The sequence below is a fragment of the Aquisalimonas lutea genome, assembly GCF_030409225.1.
Taxonomy (GTDB): domain Bacteria; phylum Pseudomonadota; class Gammaproteobacteria; order Nitrococcales; family Aquisalimonadaceae; genus Aquisalimonas; species Aquisalimonas lutea.
The window spans coordinates 581370-602791 of record NZ_JAUFPK010000004.1 but is presented as its reverse complement, the minus strand read 5'-3'; the positions used below and the strand labels follow the sequence as shown (position 1 = coordinate 602791).

Annotated in this window: 20 protein-coding genes and 2 tRNA genes; 6 read left to right on the top strand and 16 right to left on the bottom strand. The window is 70.4% G+C overall.

Annotated features, from left to right (window positions below; translation table 11 throughout):
- The first annotated feature begins 1 nt into the window (after window position 1).
- Window positions 2–382: a YbaN family protein gene (locus QWY84_RS13905; RefSeq protein ID WP_290203328.1), complete on the top strand. Its 381-nt coding sequence runs from the start codon at window positions 2–4 to the stop codon at window positions 380–382.
- A 33-nt stretch (window positions 383–415) separates the two neighbouring features.
- Here the strand turns inward: QWY84_RS13905 and QWY84_RS13900 are convergent, their stop codons facing one another.
- The 3 genes from QWY84_RS13900 to QWY84_RS13890 all read right to left on the bottom strand — a co-directional run bounded on the left by QWY84_RS13900 (window position 416) and on the right by QWY84_RS13890 (window position 2897).
- Complete coding sequence (locus tag QWY84_RS13900) at window positions 416–1465, bottom strand: BtrH N-terminal domain-containing protein (protein WP_290203327.1); 1050 nt, start codon at window positions 1463–1465, stop codon at window positions 416–418.
- A gap of 77 nt (window positions 1466–1542) precedes the next feature.
- Complete coding sequence (locus QWY84_RS13895) at window positions 1543–2211, bottom strand: TIGR04282 family arsenosugar biosynthesis glycosyltransferase (RefSeq protein WP_290203325.1); 669 nt, start codon at window positions 2209–2211, stop codon at window positions 1543–1545.
- Window positions 2211–2897 (bottom strand): TIGR04283 family arsenosugar biosynthesis glycosyltransferase, encoded by a 687-nt coding sequence (locus QWY84_RS13890; protein ID WP_290203324.1) that lies wholly within the window; start codon window positions 2895–2897, stop codon window positions 2211–2213. The genes QWY84_RS13895 and QWY84_RS13890 overlap by 1 nt, the downstream gene beginning before the upstream one ends.
- 112 nt (window positions 2898–3009) lie before the next feature.
- Between QWY84_RS13890 and QWY84_RS13885 the strand changes: the two genes are divergently transcribed.
- Window positions 3010–3085: transfer RNA gene (locus QWY84_RS13885), tRNA-Ala, on the top strand.
- 97 nt (window positions 3086–3182) lie between these two features.
- On the opposite strand, the gene QWY84_RS13880 is transcribed toward QWY84_RS13885, so the two are convergent.
- Window positions 3183–4064, bottom strand: a complete 882-nt coding sequence (locus QWY84_RS13880; protein ID WP_290203323.1) for an AsmA family protein — start codon at window positions 4062–4064, stop codon at window positions 3183–3185.
- A 90-nt stretch (window positions 4065–4154) separates the two neighbouring features.
- Between QWY84_RS13880 and QWY84_RS13875 the strand changes: the two genes are divergently transcribed.
- Window positions 4155–4231: transfer RNA gene (locus QWY84_RS13875), tRNA-Arg, on the top strand.
- A 237-nt stretch (window positions 4232–4468) separates the two neighbouring features.
- Here QWY84_RS13875 and QWY84_RS13870 read toward each other — a convergent pair.
- From QWY84_RS13870 to QWY84_RS13825, 10 genes are all read right to left on the bottom strand, one after another.
- Window positions 4469–4828 (bottom strand): hypothetical protein, encoded by a 360-nt coding sequence (locus QWY84_RS13870; protein ID WP_290203322.1) that lies wholly within the window; start codon window positions 4826–4828, stop codon window positions 4469–4471.
- Window positions 4829–4942: 114 nt separating this feature from the next.
- Window positions 4943–5284, bottom strand: a complete 342-nt coding sequence (locus QWY84_RS13865) for a cupin domain-containing protein (RefSeq protein WP_290203321.1) — start codon at window positions 5282–5284, stop codon at window positions 4943–4945.
- A 52-nt stretch (window positions 5285–5336) separates the two neighbouring features.
- Window positions 5337–6980 (bottom strand): methyl-accepting chemotaxis protein, encoded by a 1644-nt coding sequence (locus QWY84_RS13860; protein ID WP_290203320.1) that lies wholly within the window; start codon window positions 6978–6980, stop codon window positions 5337–5339.
- Window positions 6981–7158: 178 nt separating this feature from the next.
- The gene (gene hmuQ, locus QWY84_RS13855) at window positions 7159–7497 is read right to left on the bottom strand and encodes a heme-degrading protein HmuQ (protein WP_290203319.1); all 339 of its coding nucleotides are present in this window, start codon (window positions 7495–7497) and stop codon (window positions 7159–7161) included.
- Window positions 7482–8339, bottom strand: coding sequence for a heme ABC transporter ATP-binding protein (locus QWY84_RS13850; RefSeq protein WP_290203408.1), 858 nt, complete (start codon window positions 8337–8339; stop codon window positions 7482–7484). Before QWY84_RS13850 ends, hmuQ begins: the two co-directional genes overlap by 16 nt.
- On the bottom strand, window positions 8339–9430 hold the full coding sequence (locus QWY84_RS13845; protein WP_290203318.1) for a FecCD family ABC transporter permease: 1092 nt from the start codon (window positions 9428–9430) through the stop codon (window positions 8339–8341). The genes QWY84_RS13850 and QWY84_RS13845 overlap by 1 nt, the downstream gene beginning before the upstream one ends.
- Window positions 9427–10329 (bottom strand): heme/hemin ABC transporter substrate-binding protein, encoded by a 903-nt coding sequence (locus tag QWY84_RS13840; protein ID WP_290203317.1) that lies wholly within the window; start codon window positions 10327–10329, stop codon window positions 9427–9429. Before QWY84_RS13840 ends, QWY84_RS13845 begins: the two co-directional genes overlap by 4 nt.
- Window positions 10323–12449: a TonB-dependent receptor domain-containing protein gene (locus QWY84_RS13835; RefSeq protein ID WP_290203316.1), complete on the bottom strand. Its 2127-nt coding sequence runs from the start codon at window positions 12447–12449 to the stop codon at window positions 10323–10325. Before QWY84_RS13835 ends, QWY84_RS13840 begins: the two co-directional genes overlap by 7 nt.
- A 112-nt stretch (window positions 12450–12561) precedes the next feature.
- Entirely contained in the window at window positions 12562–12762 is a 201-nt protein-coding gene (gene hemP, locus QWY84_RS13830; RefSeq protein WP_290203315.1) for a hemin uptake protein HemP, read from the bottom strand.
- A 194-nt stretch (window positions 12763–12956) separates the two neighbouring features.
- On the bottom strand, window positions 12957–13694 hold the full coding sequence (locus QWY84_RS13825) for a glutamine amidotransferase (protein ID WP_290203314.1): 738 nt from the start codon (window positions 13692–13694) through the stop codon (window positions 12957–12959).
- A 210-nt stretch (window positions 13695–13904) separates the two neighbouring features.
- On the opposite strand from QWY84_RS13825, the gene QWY84_RS13820 reads away from it, so the two are divergent.
- On the top strand, window positions 13905–14324 hold the full coding sequence (locus tag QWY84_RS13820; RefSeq protein WP_290203313.1) for a VOC family protein: 420 nt from the start codon (window positions 13905–13907) through the stop codon (window positions 14322–14324).
- A gap of 108 nt (window positions 14325–14432) precedes the next feature.
- Window positions 14433–15713, top strand: a complete 1281-nt coding sequence (gene glgC, locus QWY84_RS13815; protein ID WP_290203311.1) for a glucose-1-phosphate adenylyltransferase — start codon at window positions 14433–14435, stop codon at window positions 15711–15713.
- Between the two features lie 29 nt (window positions 15714–15742).
- Here glgC and QWY84_RS13810 read toward each other — a convergent pair whose 3' ends face one another.
- Window positions 15743–17815, bottom strand: a complete 2073-nt coding sequence (locus QWY84_RS13810; RefSeq protein ID WP_290203310.1) for a TonB-dependent receptor family protein — start codon at window positions 17813–17815, stop codon at window positions 15743–15745.
- A 110-nt stretch (window positions 17816–17925) separates the two neighbouring features.
- On the opposite strand from QWY84_RS13810, the gene QWY84_RS13805 reads away from it, so the two are divergent.
- Window positions 17926–18693: an ADP-ribosylglycohydrolase family protein gene (locus QWY84_RS13805; RefSeq protein ID WP_290203308.1), complete on the top strand. Its 768-nt coding sequence runs from the start codon at window positions 17926–17928 to the stop codon at window positions 18691–18693.
- Here QWY84_RS13805 and QWY84_RS13800 read toward each other — a convergent pair.
- Window positions 18680–21328, bottom strand: coding sequence for a diguanylate cyclase domain-containing protein (locus QWY84_RS13800; protein WP_290203307.1), 2649 nt, complete (start codon window positions 21326–21328; stop codon window positions 18680–18682). The genes QWY84_RS13805 and QWY84_RS13800 overlap by 14 nt on opposite strands.
- Window positions 21329–21422 lie beyond the last annotated feature (94 nt).

The following is a 21422-nucleotide window of genomic DNA, read 5'->3' as shown; positions in this document are numbered from 1 at the left end:
AATGGAGGTCCGGGTGCTCGGACGCTGGCTGTGGCGGTTGATCGGCCTCGCTGCTGTCGGGATCGGGGCCCTGGGCACCGTGGTCCCGCTGCTGCCGACCACGCCGTTCCTGCTGCTGGCGGCATGGGCCTTCGCACGCGGCTCCGAACGGTGGCGGCAGTGGCTGCTGAATCATCCGCGCTTCGGGCCGGCGATTCGTTCCTGGCAGGCCGAGCGCGCCATTCCCCGAAAGGCCAAGTGGATCGGGATCGCCTCGCTCATCGGCACCATGCTGATCGCGCTGTGGATGGATCTTCCCCCCGCGGCGCTGACCCTGCAGGCGATCGCGCTGATCGCCGTGTCCATCTTCCTGCTGTCGCGCCCGGACGGCAACAGCGGCTGACCATCGCTGCGCGCGAGCCGGGTGCCCGCGGTTTCAGGGGGCGAGCACCTGCTCCAGGGCGGCAAGCGCGTGCTCCTCGGCACCCGGCAGGGCCCCGGCCGCGCGCCGCACGGCATCGAAGTCGGGGGATTCGCCGGCCGCGCTCGCCGCCAGCCGGCTCCAGGCGTCGGCGCACTCGCCGTAGGCCCGCGCCGCCTCGACGAACCCAGGGGCACCGGTCTTTTGCGCCACCTCTTCGCAGAATCCCGACTGAAGCCGGCGGAAGAGACCCCCGCCGGTTCCCGCCTTCTCCACGAACACGGGAAGGGCGCGGATCGCCTCCGCCCGGGTGTCGGCGTCGAGGTGCTCCGGCCAGCGTGCAAGATCGTCCGCGAAGGCGCGCACGCCGTCCAGGCCGCCGGCGCTGACCGCGCCCGCCGGAAGGACGTCCGGATCGAACAGGGGCCCCGTGCCCTCGCGCATCTGTCGTACGACCTGGGCTGCCGCGTCGCGGGCAGCCGGCAGGAGGTCCGGAAGCCGGTGGGGAAAGGTCATGGGGAACGTGGCGTGGCGGTTCGGGTCGGGAAAGCCCCGGGAATGGCGTGCGCGGGCCAGGGCGTCCAGGGGCACTTCCTGGACGGGCTCGCGGTCGTTGTCCACCAGCCAGGCAACCCCCCGCTCGCGATCGTAGCCCACGGCGACGATCGAGTGACGGGTGTTGGACAGGCGCACCCGCAGGTAGGGGAGCTCGGCGATGTCCGTGTGGATCAGCACGGGTCGGCCGGCATCCAGGGAGTCGGCCAGCCACTGCCAGCCCTCGGCGGGATCGTCGGTGCGCCGCGCCTCCACCCGGATGCCGAGGCGCCGGCACAGGTCCAGCTCCATGTCCGCATTGCGGCCGACGAAATAGATGGGCGGCTGCAGGCCGGGGCTGCGGATGTACTGGAAGGACAGGCCCCCGCTGAGCCCGAACACCAGCGCTTCGCCCGGCGGCCCGTCGAAGCCCAGCCCGGCCCAGTCCAGCAGGTCGCGCATGGCGCCGGAGCCGCAGTGGCCCGCGGTACGGTGCGGGTAGGCGGCGATCTGTGGGGTGCTGATGTTCATGCTCGCTGTTCCCCTCCGTCGGCAATGGGTTACGCATAGCGGCTGCCGGGCCGCAGCCGGCCGCCCCGGTGCGCCGGTCAGAGCCGGAACGATACCTGGCCCCGGGCGGGATACGCGAGTGCTTGGCTCCGTCGGCGAAAGGCCTTCAGGTCCGCGGGGCGATCGACGTCCGCGGCGGGCTCGAGCTCCGTCCAGCGCAGTCCCAGGCGCCGCGCCCGCTGGCGTGTCGCCTGCATCACCCGGCTCGTTCCCCAGGGGACGTTGCGGAACAGGCCCCACGCCGGTCGGCGCATGCCCACGAGGAGATAGCCGCCATCGTCGGCCGGACAGAACACGGCATCCTGGCCCGCCGCCAGGTGCGCGAAGGCGCAGCGCAGGTGCGCGGGCGTAAGGCCGGCGCAGTCCGCCCCGACAATCAGCGCGTACGGCGCCTCCCGCAGGGTTCTAGAGAGGGCGCCGTGCATGCGCTGGCCGAGATCACCCGGCGGCTGGACGCGCAGCGTCGCCGCCCCCTCGCGTGCCTGGGCCCACAGCCACGGATGGTCACGCCCGGGGCTGCACCACAGCTCCAGGGGCGCGGCGCCGCTGGCGCGCGCGGTGGCGAAAGTACAGCGGAACAGCGCCCGGTACACGCAGCAGGCGCCGTACGCGCCCAGGGCCGGGCGCAGGCGCGACTTGACCCGCCCGGGTACCGGGGCCTTGGCGAAGAGGAGGATCCGGCCCGCCGGGTAGAGGGGCTTCGCCATCAGGGCCGTGCCCCGTAATACCGGCGGTGGAGGTCGGCGGGATCGGCTCCCAGGAAGAACGCCAGGCGCAGCTGCCACATCAGCCACACCGTCCGCCAGACGCCGTTGTCCAGCCAGCGCCGGGCGGAGGCGTGGAGCCGCTGGCGCAGACAGATCGGCGGCGTCCGGTCGCGCAGCGCCCGGGACAGGGCAATGTCCTCCATGAGGGGGAGCTCGGTGAAGCCGCCCACGCTGTCGAACAGGCGACGGGCGACGAAGATGCCCTGGTCGCCGGTGGCGATCCCCGTCCACCGGGATCGCAGGTTCATGGCCGTCTCGATGATCCGGAATGCCGGCCCCGGGGCATCCAGGCACACGTCTAACCGTCCCCAGGCACGGCGGCCGCCGCGACAGGCATCGACCACGGCCGCAACAGCGGCCGCCGAGGCGCGCGTGTCGGCGTGGAGGAACCACAGCACGTCCCCGCTTGCGGCCCGGGCGCCGGTGTTCATCTGCAGCGCGCGGCCCCGGCGGCCTTCCAGTACGCGATCGGCAAGGGGCGCGGCCAGCGAAGGCGTGCCATCCGTGCTGCCGCCGTCGACCACGATCACCTCGTGCCCCTGTTCCCGGGCCGGTTGCAGCGGCTCCAGGCAGGAGGCGATGGAAGCCGCCTCGTTGACTGCGGGAACGACGATACTGATGCGCATGGGGCAATGGTAAGGAATGGCGCGCGGCGGAGGAAGCCGTAGAATTACGCAGGAAGGCGGCAGACGGACTTGGCCACGCTACGGGCGGATGGTATAGTACGCGCCTCTGAAAGGGGCTGTAGCTCAGTTGGGAGAGCGCGACATTCGCATTGTCGAGGTCAGGGGTTCGATTCCCCTCAGCTCCACCAGATTTTCTTTCTTTTCGGTGTGTTGAAAGACACTATTCAGAAACAGGATCAACGGCCCGCTCCTCCCTTGGAGCGGGCCGTTCTGTTTTTCGGGTGATCAGAACAGCTCCTCGAGCTCCTGTTCCGCGTCCTCCAGCGCCCCTTCCAGCTCATCTCCGGCGCCCTCCAGCGCGTCCCGGACGGCCTCGACACCTTCACCGCCGATTCCGGAGACCTCGACCGTGGTGTCACCGACCCTGTTGAACGTGAGATCGCGTGACGGGGCGAGGCCTGAGAGGAATGCCCCGATTCCCGCCGGCAGCGCCTCGCCGCCGTGTTCGGCGACGGCCGTGAGAACGGCCTGCAGGATCACCCCGGACAGCTCGGCGGCGAGGTCCTCGCCGGCAGTATCGGAGCGGATATTCTCCAGGCGGACGGAATCCATGGTCATGTCGACCGTTGCCGGTTCGCCGGCGACGGAGACCTGCAGGGTAACGGTCACGTCCGTAAGGCGGAGGGCGTCGATGGCGATGGTTCGCCCACTGCCGGCGGAAGTCGCTTCGCCGCTGTCCGTGCCCCGGCTGCCGCCGTCCTGATCGGCACCGCGTGACGCGCGGATATGCTCGAGCACCGCATCGAGATTGCTGTCGCCGTTGCGGTGCTCCAGGTGGAGCTTCAGCCCGTCCAGGCGCACATGACGGACGCGGAACGTGTCGTCCATGAACGAGCCCGGCACCACGGCAACGGATCCGGCCCCGAGGTCGAGGAGGTTGGGTGTGTCGAACCCGGCCGGATTGCTGACCACCAGGTGGTCGAGGTCGAGCTGCGACTGGAGTAGTGACACGGATGCGCCGTCCAGCGCCACGGGGACGCCGGTCGCTTGGCTGCCGCCGCGTTCCACCGCGTACTCGGTGAGCACGTTCAGCAGCAGGAACGCGGTGGCTGCCAGGGCGGCGATCAGGACCAGCACGGCGATGACAAGGCGGGACCAGCTGCGCATGGGATCACTCGTCGCAAGCGGGATTCGGCGACGGCAACGGTAACACGCCGGTTCAGCCACGCGCCCAGCTTCGCTATACTGCGCCGCACCGCCCCGGTAGCTCAGTAGGATAGAGCAACCGCCTCCTAAGCGGTAGGTCGCAGGTTCGAATCCTGCCCGGGGCACCAATTCCCGAAGTCTGCACCGTAACCTGTTGAGCCGGGGCGGGTTGCGGCGTGTTCATTCGAACCTGCGACCTGTTGACGAATCCGCAGGTTCGACCGGCCGCCGCCAGGCGGCCCGTGCCGCGGAGCGAAGCGACGCGGACCCGCAAGGGCAAGGCACCGGAAGCGCCGCAACAATCCTGCCCGGGGCGCCATTGGTTGAGTGCTTACTTCGGAGCCGTCGCCGGTGTCTGGCGCGGGTCAGGCGGCGTGCGTGATGTCCGCGCAGGTCTCCCGGGCGAACTTTTCGAGGCTCTCGGAGAAGACCTTGTTCAGGTGCGCGAGTGCCTGCTGGTCCTTCTGGACCTGTCCGGCGAAATCCTCGGCGATGCCGCGGAAGTGCTCCACCGTGGTCTCGAGGTCGGTGGGTGTCCTGGCCGCCAGGGCCGCTCGATGCGCCTTGCCCGCCAGGTCGACGTAGGTACTGATGGAGCTGATGTGCCACTGGACGGCGGCTTCAGCGTAGCTGCCCCCGAGGGCTGCGAACGAGCGCGCCGGGGTTGCGAACAGCCGATCGAGCTCGGTGAAAGGCGCCTGCGGGTGCGAGGGGAGGTCGGCCATGGTTCAGGCTCCTGCCGGGGTGGATGTACCGCAAAGATAGCAAGCTGGATGTTGCATTGCAACATTCACGCGGCAACAGCGCGACCCGGTCCGCAACAGGGAGTCTCCCGGGGTCTACGGCGAGGTGTCGGCAGCGGCAAAGACCGCCAGCCAGACGGCGGGCGGAACCTCGCTGGTCCAGGTGACGCGGTGGCGGCGACGGGCGGGAATCCACAGCCACTGGCCCGGCGTGAGGGCGTGCTCGCCGGCTTCACCCTGGAAGGCCACCGCGGCCGCGCCGGAGACCAGCAGGACGAATTCGTCCTGCTGCTGGTCGTACCATTGCCCGGCCGGTGTCGCCTGGCCGTTGGAGACGATCCGCTCGACGCGCACGGATGCCGTGCTCGCGAGCGTATCGATCACCTCCTCCGGCGCGCCGACAGGGATTGCATCGAAGAGATTGCCCTCACCATCCATTGCCCGATCTCCGGTCCGGGCCGATTGCCGATCAATGCGGCGCTGCGGGCGCTTACGCCCGCAGCCGGTTGACGGCCTCGCGCAGTCGCTCGGCCATGGCGTTGAGCTCGTCGGCGCCGGAGCGGGCCTGGCCCATGGCTTCGCTGCTGCGCGTGGCGGCATCGCGGATGCCGCTGACCCGGCGATTGATCTCGTCGGCGGTGGCCGATTGCTCCTCGGCGGCACTGGCGATCTGGGTGTTCATGCCGCTGATGCCGTCCACGGCCTCGGCGATGGTGCCCAGTGCCGTCTCCGTCTCGCTGGAGCGTTCCACCGTCTTGCGGGCGCTCTCGGTGCGCGCCTCGATGGACTCCGCCGCCTGGCGCGAGCCGCTCTGCAGCCGCTCCAGAATCTCGCGGATCTCCTGGGTGGACTGCTGGGTGCGCTGGGCGAGCGTGCGCACCTCGTCGGCGACCACGGAGAAGCCGCGACCGTGCTCGCCGGCGCGGGCGGCCTCGATGGCGGCGTTGAGCGCCAGCAGGTTGGTCTGCTCGGCGACGCCGTTGATCACCTGCAGCACCGTCTCGACGTTATTGGACTCGCTGGCGAGCTGGTTGACCGCCTCGCGGGTGTCCTCGAGCTCGGCGGCGAGGGCGTTGATCGCCTCGCGGGTGTGGGTCACCGTCTCGGAGCCGGACTGCGTCTGCGACTGCGCCTGGCCGGCGGCCTCGGCCGCGGAGCTGGCGTTGCGCGCGACCTCCTGGACCGTGGCGGCCATCTCGTTCATGGAGCTGGCCAGCTCGTCGGTATCCTCCTGCTGCTGGCGGGCGTCGCTGTCGGCGCTGCCGGTGAGCTCGCGCAGCTGCTCGGCGGAGCGTATCAGCGTGTCGCTGCTCTCGCGCACGTTCTGCACGACACCCTGAAGGATGCCGAAGAGGCGGTTGAAGGTGCGCGACAGGTCCGTCAGCTCGTCCTTGCCCGCCTCGTCGAGCCGGGCGCCCAGGTCCACCGGCTCCTCGGTGGCCCGCTCGATATTGCTGATGGTGCGCCGCAGCGGCCCGGTGATGCTCGCGATCACCGCCCAGCCGACGCCGAGCATGATGACGAGCCCCAGGCCGTTGGTGACGAACGCTCCCATGAGCTCGCCGTTGACCGCCGCGTTGACGTCCTCCATGTAGACGCCGCTGGCAATGATATAGCCCCAGGGCTCGAACAGTACCGCCCGGGAAATCTTCTCCTGCGGCTCCTCGCCGCCCGGCCGGGGCCACAGATAGCTCGTCTGGTGGGTGCCGTCCTCGGAATTGCGAACGCCGCGGGTGATCTCCTGGAAGAACCGCTTGCCGCTCTCGTCCTCCAGGTCCGCGAGATTGTTGCCTTCCAGCTGCGGGCTGATGGGATGCATGACCATGACGTTGTCGGTGTTGTGCACCCACAGGTACTCCTCGCCGAAGTAGCGCATCTTGCGGAGTACGGCGAGGGCCTGCTCCTGGGCCGTATCCTCGTCGATGGCGCCCTCCTGGGCGAGGCTGCGGAAATGCTCCATGACCGTCACGGCGCTGTCGAGCACCGCCGAGGCCTGGTTGAGCCGCTCCTGCTGGAGCGAGGCGCGCGTGGAGCCCAGCGTCCAGGCGGCGTTGACGGTGAACACCACCGCGGCCAGCCCGAGAATGAGCCAGATGCGGTGGCTGACACGCAGTTGGCGCAGAAATCCTGTCATGGAACGTCCCTCGATCGGTTGGTGCGGGGCAGCAATTGTCCCTGGTATCGGCGGATCGATGGGGGACTTGAGTCACATTCCTGTAACGGATTCCGTCGCCGGCGCCCGTGTCCGTTTGTCGCGCTGCACGCGGACGGGGCACCGGCGCTAGAACGCAACGAACTTGGCTTGCGGGACGCTAGACGGGCTTGGTTCGGGCCGATTCCCGTCCCATGCGCTGGACCGCGTCGAACCCCTCGAAGGAAGGACCCTCGAGATAGATGTGGCGGTTGGCGCCGGCGTTGCGGTGGGCGGCCCGGAATGCTTCGGAGTGGGTCCACGCCTCGAATGCCTCCCTGGACGCCCAGACGGTGTGCGACGCGTACAGCGTGTAGTCGTCCGCGGCCGGACCGCGCAGCAGGTGGAACTCGATGAAGCCGGGTACCTGGTGGAGATGCGAATCGCGCTCGCGCCAAACGCGCTCGAATTCCTCCTCGAAGCCCGGCCGGACCTTGAAACGGTTCATGGCGATGAACATGGTGAACTCCTCTGGCTCTTGGCGCGGGAATCCGGGGTCATGGCAGAGGACCCGTGGTTCGGCACCATGAAGGGACGCCCGCTGGAGGGATTGCGATGGACCATTGCGCGCACGCCGAACGCTTCCCGGAGCAGCTCCTCGGTGACGACGGCCTCCGGCGGGCCCTCGGTGAGCACGGCGCCGCCGACGAGCACCACTATGCGGTCCGCGTAGCCGGCGGCGAGGTTCGGGTCGTGGAGCACGACGACAACGCCGTTGCCCCGGCGCGAGAAGCGCAGCCCCGTCTCGATGGCGTGCTGCTGGTGGGCGATGTCGAGGTTGTTGGTCGGCTCGTCCAGCAACAGGTAGCGCCCGCGCCCATCCGCCTGGTCGTCGCCGTCAGCGACCTGCGCAAGCACGCGGGCGAGGTGGACCCGCTGTCGCTCGCCCCCGGACAGTGTGGGATACAGCCGGTGCCGGAGATGGCCGATCCCGGTCTCGTCCATGGCCGCGGCAATGATCCGCGCGTCGGCGGAGCGGCTGCTGCGGCCGGCGTGGGGGCTGCGCCCGAGGGCGACGACATCCCGGACCGTCAGCGGGAAGCCGAGCTCGGGGGTTTGCGGCAGCACGGCGCGGTGGCGGGCCACCTCCTTGTCATCCAGCGCCGTGAGGGGCGTGCGATTGAGGGTGACCGAGCCGTAGTCCGGTCGTATGGCGCCCGAGAGGACGTGCAGCAGCGTGGATTTGCCTGCACCGTTGGGCCCGATCAGGGCCACCGTCTCGCCGGGCTCCACGCACACGCGGACCCCGGTCAGCAGCCGGCGGCCGGCGCGCCGTACGTGGATGTCCGCCGCCGCCAGCATCACCAGGTCCCTCCGTGCCGTCCGCGGACCAGCAGCCAGAGGAAGAACGGGCCGCCGATACAGCTGGTGACAATGCCGATGGGCAGCTCCGCCGGCAGGGCGGCGGTGCGGGCGACCAGGTCGGCGATCAGCAGAAGCGCCGAGCCGAGCAGGGCCGACAGGGGCATGACGAGCCCGTGGCGGGCACCCACCAGCAGCCGCACCAGGTGCGGCACCACCAGGCCGATGAAGCCGATGACTCCGGTCAGGGCCACGGCACCGCCCACGGCCAGGGCGCACAGGCCGACGATCCAGCGCTTGCAGCGTTCCACCGGGAAGCCCAGGTGCAGTGCTTCCGTCTCGCCGAGGAGCAAGGCGTCCAGGTGCCGGGCGAGAAGCGGCAGCGCCAGGGCCGGCGCCAGGATGATCGGCAGCGCCGGCAGCAGCCGGTCCCAGGTGACCCCGCCGAGGCTGCCCAGCATCCAGAAGTTGAGATCCCGCAGCTCCTGGTCGTTGCTGACAAACACCAGCAGCCCGATGCCTGCGCCGGCGATGGCGTTGACGGCGACGCCGGCCAGCAGAAGGGTGGCGACCTCCGTGCGCCCGTCGCGGCTGGCGATGCGGTAGACCACCAGCGTCACGACCAGGCCGCCGGTGAACGCCGCAACCGGGATCACCAGCCCGGGCGACAGGAACGGCACGGCGGCCATGATGGTGCCGCCGAAGACGATCGCCGTTGCGGCGGCGAGGGCGGCACCGGTGGAGACGCCGATCAGGCCCGGGTCCGCCAGGGGATTCCGGAACAGCCCCTGGAGCGCGGCACCGGCGACCGCCAGTGCGGCTCCCACCGCCATTCCCAGCAGGGCGCGCGGCAGGCGGATGGCCAGTATCACCGTCTCGCCGGGTGCCGGACCGGCACCACCCGAGTCCCCCGCGATGCCCGCGAGAATGGCGAGGACGTCGCCGGGCGCAAGGGGGACGGGCCCCCAGAGCAGGGCGCCGGCGAACGCGGCCAGCCAGAGCACGGCGAACACGGTCGCCACGGTGAGCAGGCCGGTGCCTCCCCGGGGGGAGCCGAGCGCTCGTCCCTGTGGTTCCGGGCTGACGGTCATCGGTCGCGGGTCTCCGCCGGCAGATCCGGATGAAGCGCCCGGGCCAGTTCCGCTGCCGCCTGCGGCGTGCGCGGCCCGAAACCGAGCATCAGCAGTCCGTCCATGGCGATGATCCGGCCCGACCGGGCAGCGGGGGTGTTGCCGAGGCCCGGGCGCTGGCGCAGCCCGTCGCTGCCGCCCAGGCTGTCCAGGGCGGCCTCGGTGAGCAGGATCCATTCCGGTGCGGCGGTGATGACCGCCTCCGCGGACAACGGGCGGAAGCCGCTGTAGGCCTGGACGGCGTTGCGCCCCCCGGCGAGACGCACGATGGCCTCGGCGGAGGTCTCCCGGCCGGCGGCCATGAGGTTGCCGGGGCCGGCGGCGATGAGCGTCAGCACCCGGGGGCGCGCTTCGGTTGCCTCGACACGCTCGCGTACGGCCGCGATCCGGTCGGCCACGCGTCGGCCGAGCCGGTGACCGCGCTCCGGCACGCCGAGCGCGTCGGCGACCGCGGTGATCTTGTCCACCACGCCGTCCGGGCTCGGCTCGCCGGGCACCCGGGTTACGGCGATGCCCGCCTCGCGCAGCTGCTCCAGCACCACCGGGGGGCCGGCGTCGGCGGCGGCAATGACGAGGTCCGGCGCCAGGGCGATGATCGGCTCGGCGGACAGCTGACGCATGTAGCCGACGTCCGGCAGCTCGTCCGCCGCGTCGGGATAGGTGCTCGTGCTGTCGACGGCCACCACGGTATCCAGCCGCCCGAGCGCGTGGATGATCTCGGTGACGGCCCCGCCGATGGCCACCACGCGCCCGGGGCCGTTCGCGGCGCGTTCGGCCGCCGCCGCAGACGGGGCCGCAGCGGCCAGCAGCGTGACGGCGAGGGCACATATGCAGGCGGCACAGGGAATACGGCTTACCATGACACGTTGTACCCCACGGATGCCTTGAGGTTGCGTCCCGGCTCGGCGGCGCCGGTGTAGGTGCGCGAATACGCCTCGTCGAAGACGTTGTCGACGCCCAGGCGCACGCTCAGCCCGCGCAGCGCCGGACCGCCCGGCTGCCACGTCAGGGACAGGTCCACCACGGTGTAGGCGTCGCGCTCCTCGGACGGGTCATTGACCTTGTCGAAGTCCGAAGCGCGCAGGATTCGCCCGCCGATGGTGGTATCCAGCGCGGGAAGCAGATAGCGGGCATCCAGGGTGAACTGCCTCGGCGTCAGCACGCCCAGCTTCTCGCCGGTGCGCGTGTTCTCGCCGTCGATGCGCGAGAATCCGAACGACGTGCGCAGGCGGCCGACGCGGTAGTGCGCCTCGACTTCCTGGCCGGAGAGCTCGGCGCTGGCGACATTCACGGAACGGGACGTGCCGTCGCAGTCGCCCGGGATGCCGGGGTTGCAGTCGGTGAACGGCGCGGGCTGGTCGACCCGGGTGTCGATGAAGTCCTCGCCGTCCACCTCGAAGTGGGTGAGCTTGACGTTCAGGGCGTCGCCGGACGCCAGCAGGTCGGAAACCTCGAATCCGCCGCCGAACTCCCAGGTCCGGGTCCGCTGGGGCTTGAGATCCGGGTTGGGCACGAAGCGGTTCGAGATGGTCCCGAACGGCGGGCCCAGGGGGATCTGGAAGTGGGTGCCGCTGGGGTAGATCTCGCCCACCGTGGGTGCCCGGAAGGCGTTGGCGCGGTTGACGAACAGCATGGTCGAGTGCGTCGGCTTCCAGGTGATCCCGAGACGCGGCGAGATCTCGTCGTCCTCGAGGTCGTCGGCGCCCTCGCTGGAGGCCTCGAAGCGGTCGAAGCGGACGCCGGGCACCAGCAGGAGCTCGCCCGGTACGCCGGCCGGCTGGTCCCAGCGGATCTCCGCCTGGGCGAAGGCGGCGTAGAAGTCGTACTCGGCGTCCGGCACCCCCGCCCGGTCGGCGCCGTCGGCCGCGCCGGTCTGCTTGTCCTGGTAGGCTTCCGCACCGTAGGTGAGGGTCACGCCCACGTCGCCGAGCGAACCGCGGGAGCGGTTGTCCAGCCGGACGCCGGTGGTGTCCACGTTGCGCTCCAGGAGCTCGCCGCGCGGGCCGAGCCCGCTGTCGTCGAGGCGCCGCTCGTCGACGCTGGTCTCGGTGCGGTAGACCAGTGCGTCCAGGTCGAGCAAAGGATTGGCGGGATCGCTGAAGCTGTAGCGCAGCCGCGCCGTATCGGAACGGATGTCCTTGTCCACCTGGTTGTCGCCGCCGAGCCCCTGGGGGTTGTTGGGCTCCCGGGCGTCGTTGTCGAAACGCTGGAAGGACGCCTCCAGCTCGCTGTGCTCGCCGGCCTGCCAGTTGCCCTTCAGCAGCCCGGAGACGATGTCGTCGTCGGTGTCGGTCAGCTCGTTGCCGTCGCCCAGCTCGATGGTGCCGGAGTTCCGCGTGGTGACGCTGGCGAGCACGCCGAGATCGTCGGCCGGGCGGCCGTAGGCGGTGAGCCCGGCATGGGTCTCGTCGTTGACGTCCTGGTAGCCGCCGTGGACGCGGACACCGGCGGAGTCGCCGGGCCCCAGCAGATCCCGGGCGCGCAGGGTGCGCAGCGCGATGACGCCCCCGGTCGCGCCGCTGCCGTACAGGGACGAGGCCGGGCCGCGCAGCACCTCGACCTCCCGTAGCAGGAGCGGGTCGAGGAAGAAGCGGCCGTCATGGCCGGAGAGGAAGTTCTGCCGCGCGCCGTCGATGGTGACCACGACGTCGGCGCCGGAGAATCCCCGGATGCTGGGGACCTCGCCCGTGCGCCGGGGGCCGCCCGTGAACTCGACGTTGGGCAGGCGGCCGAGCAGGTCGTCGGGCGTGGAAGGCTGGTGGTCGCGGATTTCCTCGGTGCCGATCACGCTGACCATGCCCGGGTAGTCGAATGCGCTGATGGGGTTCAGCGTCGCGGTAACGGACACCGGCGACAGGCGTACCTCGCCGCTGTCCGTTGCCTGTTGATCCGCGTCGGCGGCGCCGTGGGCCACGGGTGCCAGCGAAGTCAGCAGCACCAGGGCTCCGGTGGTGGTTCCACGGGGTTTCCAGCTCGGCATGGGTCCTGCTCCTGTTACCGGAGTGGGGTCCTGGCTGGCTTATCCGCGGCGGACGCGGGGCTGGCTGGCTCGGACGGATCGGTTGTCGGCGGTTGTCGGCGCGGCGGACGGGCTATTTCGTCAGGATCAGCTTCTCGGTCCGGGTTCGCCGCAGCCGGTAATTCTGCTGGTCGTGAACGATGATGACCTCCCGGGCGTCGCCGAACAGCTCGCGGGAGTCGATGCGGGGTGTGTCGCCATCGCCCGGGATTGTCTCGTCTTCGCGGACATCGCCCTTGTGGTCGTGGGGTTCGGCTTCTCGTTCGCTCTCCATTCCGATGACCCTCCCTTGATCGATCGACAGGGAGCGTACAACGGGATGCGTCATGTTGCAAATAAGAAGTATTCGCATCTTTGCTGAGCCGAAACCGGACGGATCCCGGTGACGCTCGGCGGGCGTTCCCGCTGCGTCGCCGACGGCCGGTGCGCAGGCGGGGATCGCTCCGTGCGGTCGACGCGCCCGGTCGCTTACGACACGGGGTCGGTGTCGGGGATGACCGTGCTCAACCACTCCGAGAAGCAGCGGCGGCCGCGCTCGGTGAGCGGTCCCGACCAGCGCGCCGTATCGGCGCGCAGCCGGGGTACGGTGACACCCGGGGTGGCCGCGATCTCGCCGGTGTGCCCGATGAACCATCGCTCCAGGGACGCGCCGGCGGCCTCGGCATGGAACTGCAGGGCAAGGGCGTTGCGCCCGTACCGGAACGCCTGGTTGGGGCAGACGTCGGTGGCGGCCAGGTGCTCGGCACCATCCGGCAGGTCGAACGTGTCGCCGTGCCAGTGGAGGACCGCGGTCTCGTCGCCATCGAGGTGCCGCAGGCAGCTGTCGCGGCCCGCCCCGGTCAGGCGAATACCGGCCCAGCCGATCTCCTTGCCGGCGGCCGGGTAGATCCGGGCGCCCAGGGCCCGGGCCATGAGCTGGGCGCCCAGGCAGAGGCCGAGGGTGGGGCGGTCCGCGGCCAGGCGGGCGGCGAGCACGCGGATCTCGTCGGTGAGAAACGGGTAGTCGGCATCGTCATCGGCCCCGATGGGACCGCCGAGGACGACCAGCAGATCCGGGGCGAGGGGGTCGACGGCGCCCAGGTCGTCCACGCCCGCGTCCAGGTATCGCACCCGGAAGCCGCGCTCGGCGAGCAGGGGCTCCAGCAGGCCGAGACCCTCGAAGGCGACGTGGCGGAACGCAACGCACGAGGGGCGTGTAGCAGTCATGGAAGACTCCCTGTCACAATTGCTGGGCAGAGTATCCCGGTAGATTAATACGTCCCGTGTGCTGCCGCGAGCCCCGCGCCGACGCCCACGGGGATCCGCAAGCCGCGAGCGTATGCTCCACCGGGGACGAGGGCCCGCGTCGGGCCGGCGGCAACGACGCGATCGGTCCTGCCGTGACCCCGGCGCCGGAAAACATAGCGGGAGGTTGTCATGCCTGCACTCAACGGCGTTGTCGAGACGGCGCTCTACGTTGACGACATGGACCGGGCGCGCGCCTTCTTCGAGGACGTGCTGGAGCTGGAGCCGTTCACCGCCGACCACCGCTTCACCGCCTACGACGCCGGGGGCGGCACGGTGCTGCTGCTGTTCCTCCGGGGCGAGACGCTGGAGACCGTGGTGCTGCCCAACGACATGGGCACCATTCCGCCCCACGACGGCCAGGGAAGACTGCACCTGGCCCTGGCGGTGCCCGCAGGCGAGCTGCACGACTGGGAGCAACGGCTGGATGCCCGCGGGGTGGCCGTCGAGGGCCGCACGCACTGGCCGCGCGGCGGTGAGAGCATCTATTTCCGCGATCCGGACGGCCACTTGCTCGAGCTGGCGACGCCCGGCGTCTGGCCGACGTACTAGCATGTCCCGCGGTCGCCGCAAGGGCCGCCGCCGTCGTTGTGGGGGTCCGCTTCAGCCAGTATCCTGAGCGCTTCTTGCGCCCAGTCACCGGGAACACACAGGACGCGGATGTTTCTCGAACGCAACCCCCGCTTCGTCAGCCGCCTGACCCGCGATACCCTGGCCATGATCCTGGCCGGCGGTCGCGGCGGCCGCCTGGCCAACCTCACGGACTGGCGCACCAAGCCGGCGGTGCCGTTCGGCGGCAAGTTCCGGCTCATCGACTTCCCGCTGTCCAACTGCATCAACTCGGGCATCCGGCGGATCCAGGTGCTCACGCAGTACAAGGCCCACTCCCTGATCCAGCATGTCCAGCGCGGCTGGGGTTTCCTGCGCGGCGAGTTCGGCGAGTTCGTCGAGCTCGTGCCCGCGCAGCAGCGCCTCGACCGCCCGCTGTGGTACGCGGGCACGGCGGATGCGGTGTACCAGAGCCTGGACATCGTCAAGGCTCACAACCCGGAGTACGTGCTCGTGCTCGCCGGCGACCACGTCTACAAGATGGACTACGGTCCCATGATCGCGCGCCACGTGGAGTCCGGCGCGGACATGACCGTGGGCTGCGTGGAGACGCCGGTGGACCGGGCGCGGGCGTTCGGCGTCATGAGCGTGGACGAGCACGGGCGGGTGCTGGCGTTCACCGAGAAGCCGGACCATCCCGAGCCCGTCCCCGGCGAGCCGGACACGGCGCTGGTGTCCATGGGCATCTACGTGTTCAACCGCGACTTCCTGGTGCGGGTGCTGCGGGAGGATGCCGAGAACGGCGCGTCGACACGGGACTTCGGCAAGGACGTCATCCCGGCGGCCATTCACCAGGCGCGGGTCGTGGCACACCCGTTCCGGGACCCGCAGACCGAGCGCCAGCCCTACTGGCGGGACGTCGGTACCGTGGATGCGTTCTACGAGGCCAACCAGGAGCTCATCGGCGCCGATCCCGAGCTCGACATCTACGACGAGAACTGGCCCATCTGGACCTACCAGGCGCAGCTGCCGCCGGCGAAGTTCATCACGTCGCACACCGGCGGCGAGGAGCTCCCCGGGATGGCGGTGGATGCCATGGTCTCCGGCGGCGACATCATCGACGGCTCCATCGTCCGGCGCTCGCTGCTGTTCTCCCAGGTGGTCGTCAATCCGGGCTCCGTGGTGGAGCAGTCCGTGGTCCTGCCCGCGGTCACCGTGGGGCGCAATTGCCGCATCCGCAACGCCGTCATCGACGAGGGCTGCCACATCCCCGACGGCACGGTCATCGGGCACCATCCGGAGCACGACCGCCGCTATTATCATGTCTCGCCCAACGGCATCGTCCTGGTCACCGCGGAGATGCTGGGCCAGGAAGTCCGCCACGTGCGCTAGCCAGCGCCAGGTTCCCGGCCGCTCGCTCCTCAGAAACGCGCCCGGATGCCCGCGAAGAAGTTGCGGCCCGGCGCCGGCTCGAAATAGTTGCCGTTGTTGTCGTTGATGCGGACGTTGCTGAAGTATGCCTCGTCGGTGACGTTGTTCACGGCCACGAACGTCTCCACCTCGGCATCGCCGGCGCGGCGTGTCGTGCCGACGCGGGCGTTGACCACGCCGTAGCCGGACACGGCTTCCTGGTTGGCGCTGTCGGCGTAGACGCGGCCCACCAGCAGGGCGTCGACAATGGCGTAGAGGCCTTCCGGGTCGCGCCAGGCGAGCTCGGCGAAGAGCTGGTGGTCCGGCAGCCCGGGCAGCCGGTTGCCGTCGAAGTCACGGCCGTCGTCCCGGAATTCCTGGAAGCGGAAGTGCGAGTAGGTGTACGCGCCGGTCACCGACAGCTCCGGGGTCAGGGAGTACTCGAGGCCGGCCTCGAGACCGTAGCGGCGCGTGCGTCCCGCGTTGCCGAACTCGTTGGCGTTGTCGCGGGCGCCGGTGACCACGATCTCGTCACGGGTGGTCACGCGGAACACGGCGACATCGTACTGCGCCCGCTCGCCGACAAACCCCTTCATGCCGAGCTCCGTGTTCAGCGCCCGCTGGGGTTCCAGCGTCGGGTCGAAGCCTTCCTGCGGATTGTTGGGATCGTAGAACTCCGTGAACGTGGGCGTCTCGTAGGATGTGGCGATGTTGCCGTACAGCCGGTGGTCGGGGGTGAGCTGGTAGCCCAGGCCGCTGATGACGCTGAGCTCGTCGTAGCTGCGGGTGCCCGACGCGGCTCCGCCGTGGGCCCGGTCCTCGATGCGGAAGCGCACGCGGTCGTAGCGGCCGCCCAGGGTGAGGTCCAGCCGCTGCGTGAGGGTGATATCCGTCTGGCCGAACACGCCCGTGGACGTGGCCGTCTCCATGGCGTCCTGGGTCTGCCCGGTGCGCTCGCCGGAAGGATTCACGGTGAACCGCTGGCGGTCGTCGCGCTGGCGGGCGGATTCGACCCCCATCGTATACTCCGCCGGCAGGCCGAGGACGCTGTAGGCGCCCGTGTAGTCCAGGGCGCCGCCGAAGTAGTCGCGCTGGTAGGCGATCCGGCTGGGCCCGGGGAAAGGCAGCTGCTGGCGGAAATCGCGGCGGGTATAGAAGGTGCGGGCGGTCAGCTCGCCGGGCAGCGAGGCGCCGTCACGGTAGATCAGTCCGATGCGCTGGTGCTCGACCTCCTGGCCGGCGTCGAGCTCCCTGGCGATGTCCCGTGCCTGGCGCCGGTCCTCGCGCACGGCCTGCCGGTCCAGGCCGGCCGGATCCTCGCCCACGGGCTGGTCCAGGGCCGTGACCACCGTGGTCAGGCTGCGGCCGTCGTCGAACGTGTAGCGGGCCTTGGCGTTGACCAGATGCTTCTCGGTCCGGCTCTGCTCGCGGAAGCCCTCGTAGTCCATGGTCCAGGCGCTGATATGGCCGTTCCACGGGCCGGACTGGCCGCCGCCGCGCACTCCGTAGCGCTCGAAATCGTAGCTGCCCACGGTGGCGCGCAGCTCGCCGTAGGGCCGGGGCGGCCCGTCCATGGTGTGCACGGCGACCACGCCGCCGGCGGCATTGCCGTACAGGGCGGACGACGGGCCGCGGATGACCTCCACACGCTCCGCGGACGCCAGGTCGATGCTGTCCACCTGCGACTGGCCGTCGGGCAGGGTCACCGGAATGCCGTCCACGAGGATGCGGATGCCGCGGATGCCGAACGGCGCCCGGGCGCCGAAGCCGCGGATGGACAGCCGCAGGTTCTGGGCGAAGTTGTAGCGGTTCTGGAAGAACGTGCCGGGCACGCGGTTCAGCGACTCGTCCAGCTGTAGCTGCTGCCGGCCCTGCTGGAGCTCCTCTTCGTCGACGACGTCCACCGCGGCCGGGGTGTCCTGGAGGTCGCGCGTGAGCCGCGGCGAGGTCACGGTCACCGGCTCCAGCCGCACGCTGTCATCGGCAGGCGCTACCGGCGGCAACAGCGCGGCGGCCGCCATGGTCGCGAAGGCACTGGCCGTGTGCGGACCCGTCGTCGTTCGTTTCCCCGAGCGGTTGCTCATGGCGGAGTCCTTTGTCTCACGGGCCTGGGGATTCAAGGCCGTCCCCCAGTGTGGCATCGTGTGTGCTCGCTCGCGTGGGCGTCGGCATGGAGCGGGAGCAGGAGGGCGTTATGCTGGGGGCCATCTGTGGTGACGTCATCGGCTCCGTCTACGAGCACTGGCCGGTCAAGCGCAAGGACTTCCCGCTGTTCCACCATGACTGCGCGTTCACCGACGACACGGTGCTCACGGTGGCCATCGCCGACGCCCTCCTGGAGGGCGAGTCCTACACGTCCGCGCTGCAGCGCTGGGCCCGGCGCTTCCCCACGCGGGGGTACGGCATCCGCTTCGCCCAGTGGTTCATGGCGGCGGACCCCCAGCCGTACGAAAGCTTCGGCAACGGCTCCGCCATGCGTGTCAGCCCGGTGGCCTGGTGGCACGACGACGAAGCCTCGGTGCTCGCCGAGGCGGAGCGCAGCGCGGCCTGCACCCACGACCATCCCGAAGGCATCCGCGGTGCGCGGGCCACGGCCCTGGCGGTCTACCTGGCGCGCCGGGGCGAGAGTCAGTCACGGATCCGGGAACGGGTCGCCGCGGTGTCGGGCTACGATCTGGCTACCCCGCTGGCGGCGATCCGGCCGGGTTACGGTTTCGACGTGACCTGCCAGGGGTCCGTGCCGCAGGCCATCCGCGCCTTCCTGGAGGCGGACGGCCCGGAGGACGCGATCCGCAATGCCGTCTCGCTGGGCGGGGATGCGGATACCCAGGCGGCCATCGCCGGCGCCATCGCCGAGGCCGCCTGGGGGCTGCCGGACGGCATGGAGCAGGCGGTGCTGAAGAGGCTGCCCGACGACATGAAGGCGGTGGTGGCGGAGTTCCGCCGCGTCACGAGCAGCTAGCGGCGAACAGCGGTCCCTGGAACTCGTGAACGCCGAGCTCCCGGGCGAGATCCCACTGCGCCCGGGTTTCCACGCCCTCGATGACCATGGTCATGCCGATGGCCTCCGCCATGCGGGTGAGCTGGGTGACCATGCCCCGGGCGCGTTCCTTCTCCAGGGGAGAGCCTTCCTCCAGGGTCGTCAGCCACAGGGGCGAGAGCTTGCCCGTGTGGGCGCCCAGCCCGACCAGGTCCAGGAAGGGCACCGACCGCTCGCCGATACTGGACACGGCCAGGCGAATTCCCGGGAAGCGGGTGACCAGGGTCTGTATGCTGGTCAGAAGCGCCTCGTCCTGGGAGGCCACGGCGCGGGTGATATCCGCCTCCAGCCGCTCCGGTGGCAGGCCGGTGCGCTCCAGGTACGCCGCCAGGCGGTCCGGGAACCCCCTGTCGTGGAGGGTGATCTCCGCCAGGCGCGCGGTGACGATCAGGCCCGGATGGTGCTGGCGCCACTCGGGCAGCACGCGCGTGATCTCCTCGGCCATGACCTTTTCCAGCATGCGCAGCCGCCCCGTCTCCTCGGCCAGCTGCCACAGCGTGTCCTGGCGGATGCGTCCCTCCTCGGGGTGATGCCACGTGGACAGGAACTCCAGCGCCACCAGCCGGCCCTGCGCATCCACGCGCGGCTGGGCTTCGGTGACGATCTGCGTCTCCACCGTTGCCTGATAGAGCTCCTGCTGCAGCCGAAAGCGCGTGGCAATGGGGCGGTCCAGGTCGTTGCCGTGGAAGCGGTAGCAGTTGCGCCCGGAGGCCTTGGCGGCGTACATGGCCGCATCGGCGGCGCTCAGCAGGGTGTCGGGGTTGCGGCCGTCGGCGCCGGCCAGGGCGATGCCGATGCTCGGGCGTGCCGCCACGGAACGGCTCGCCAGCGCAATCGGGTGCCGGAGGGCTTCCATCATCCCTTCCGCCAGGCGGGCGGCGTCTTCGCGACCGGTGCCGGGCGCCAGCACCACGAACTCGTCACCCCCCAGCCGCGCGACCGTGTCGTCGTCCCGGGCACTGCGCCGCAGGCGATTGGCGACCTCGGTGAGCAGCTCGTCGCCGGCATCGTGCCCCAGGCTGTCGTTGATCATCTTGAAGTTGTCCAGGTCCAGCATGAACACGGCCACGGGGTGCCCGGTGCGCTCGGCCTCTTGGACGGCCTGCGCCGTGCGCTCGCGCAGCAGCCGCCGGTTGGCCAGGCCGGTGAGGATGTCGTGGTGGGCCTGGTAATCCATGCGTTCCAGCAGCGTGCCCGTCTCCAGCAGCGTCGATACCAGGGCCACCAGGTCCGCCAGCAGCTCCGTCTCGGCGTCGGTGAAGGACCCCGCGGTATCCCGGACGATCCCCACTGCGCCGCGGTGCCTGCCGTCGGGATGCCGCAGCGGGTACCAGATCATGGCGTGCCAACCCGCCTCCCGGGCGATGTCCGCGCCGGTATACGTCCGGCTCGCCTGCAGGTCCGGCGTCGCAGCGAGCCAGTCCCGCCCGCGCATCGCCTCCGGCAGCGAGCCCGGGAGACGCAAGAGCTCTTCCATCAGCTCGCGCTGCCGGGCGGTCAGATGGGGAGCGGAGAGGATGCCGGCGGCATGGTCCTCCGGGGCGACCACGACGGCCCGGGCGTGGCTGACGTAGCGGGACAGGCCGCCGAGCAGGTCGTCCAGGACGTCGCTGGTGGACCGGTCGCGGGCGAGCTGCTCGAGCAGCCGTGAGCGCTCGTTACGCAGTCGCGTGCGCAGGTGGTCGTCGGTGACGTCGGTGATGCTGGAGAAGACCAGGGGGTCGCCGCCGGCGGTGAAGATCCGCTCGCCGCAGATGTGCATGTAGCGGAAGCCGCCTTCGCGGTGCGTCACCTTCCATACGCCGGACCGGGTCCGGCCGTCGTCGATCACGGCGGCGTGCTGGGCCCGGACCGTGGCCTTGAGCGAGTCCGGCACCATGGTGGTAAGGTCCGAGCCGACCAGATCCTCCGGTGCGTAGCCCATGATGTGGCTCGTGAATCCGCTGATGCGCAGGATGACGCCGTCGCGGTCGGCCAGGCTGTAGCCGCTGTGGCTGGTGCGCGCGAAGGCGTCCAGGATCTGCTCCTGCTCGGTCTGGATGCGGCGCAGCTCGTCCGCCTCGTGCAGCCTGAGGCAGGCGCGCAGGTGCTCGGAGACGGCCGCGGCGAGTTGCGTCAGCCCCTGCTCCCCGAGCGCTCCCAGATCGTCCCGCGGTTGCCGGTCGAACATGCACAGCGCGCCCAGCACGGTGCCGTCATCCGCCGCGATGGGGGCTCCCGCATAGGACCGGATGGCGGCGCCACCGGTGACCGGGCGTGTGTCCCTGAACTGCGGGTCCCTGCGTGCGTCGGGCACGTGGACGAACTCGCCGCGGGCGAGCACCCGCGAGCAGAAGGTCTCGGCACGGGGCAGCGTGCGGTCGGGGAAGCCGACGGACGCGTAATAGCGGGTATCGGGCTCGTCGGCCAGGGAGATGCTCGCCAGGGGGAAGGCGCCCAGGCGCGCCGCCAGGGCGGTGATGCTACGGAAGAGGCGCATGGTGCGCTCGTCCAGCGCACCCAGCTGGCGCATGAGCTGGATCCGGCGCGTTTCGGGCCGGTTTGTCGCGTATGTCACCGGGCCACCTCCGCAGGACTGATATAGTCGTCCCGGGTACCGCGCCCCGCCTGGGCCGCACGAGCATTGACCGAGTGTTTATCAAACCAGATCA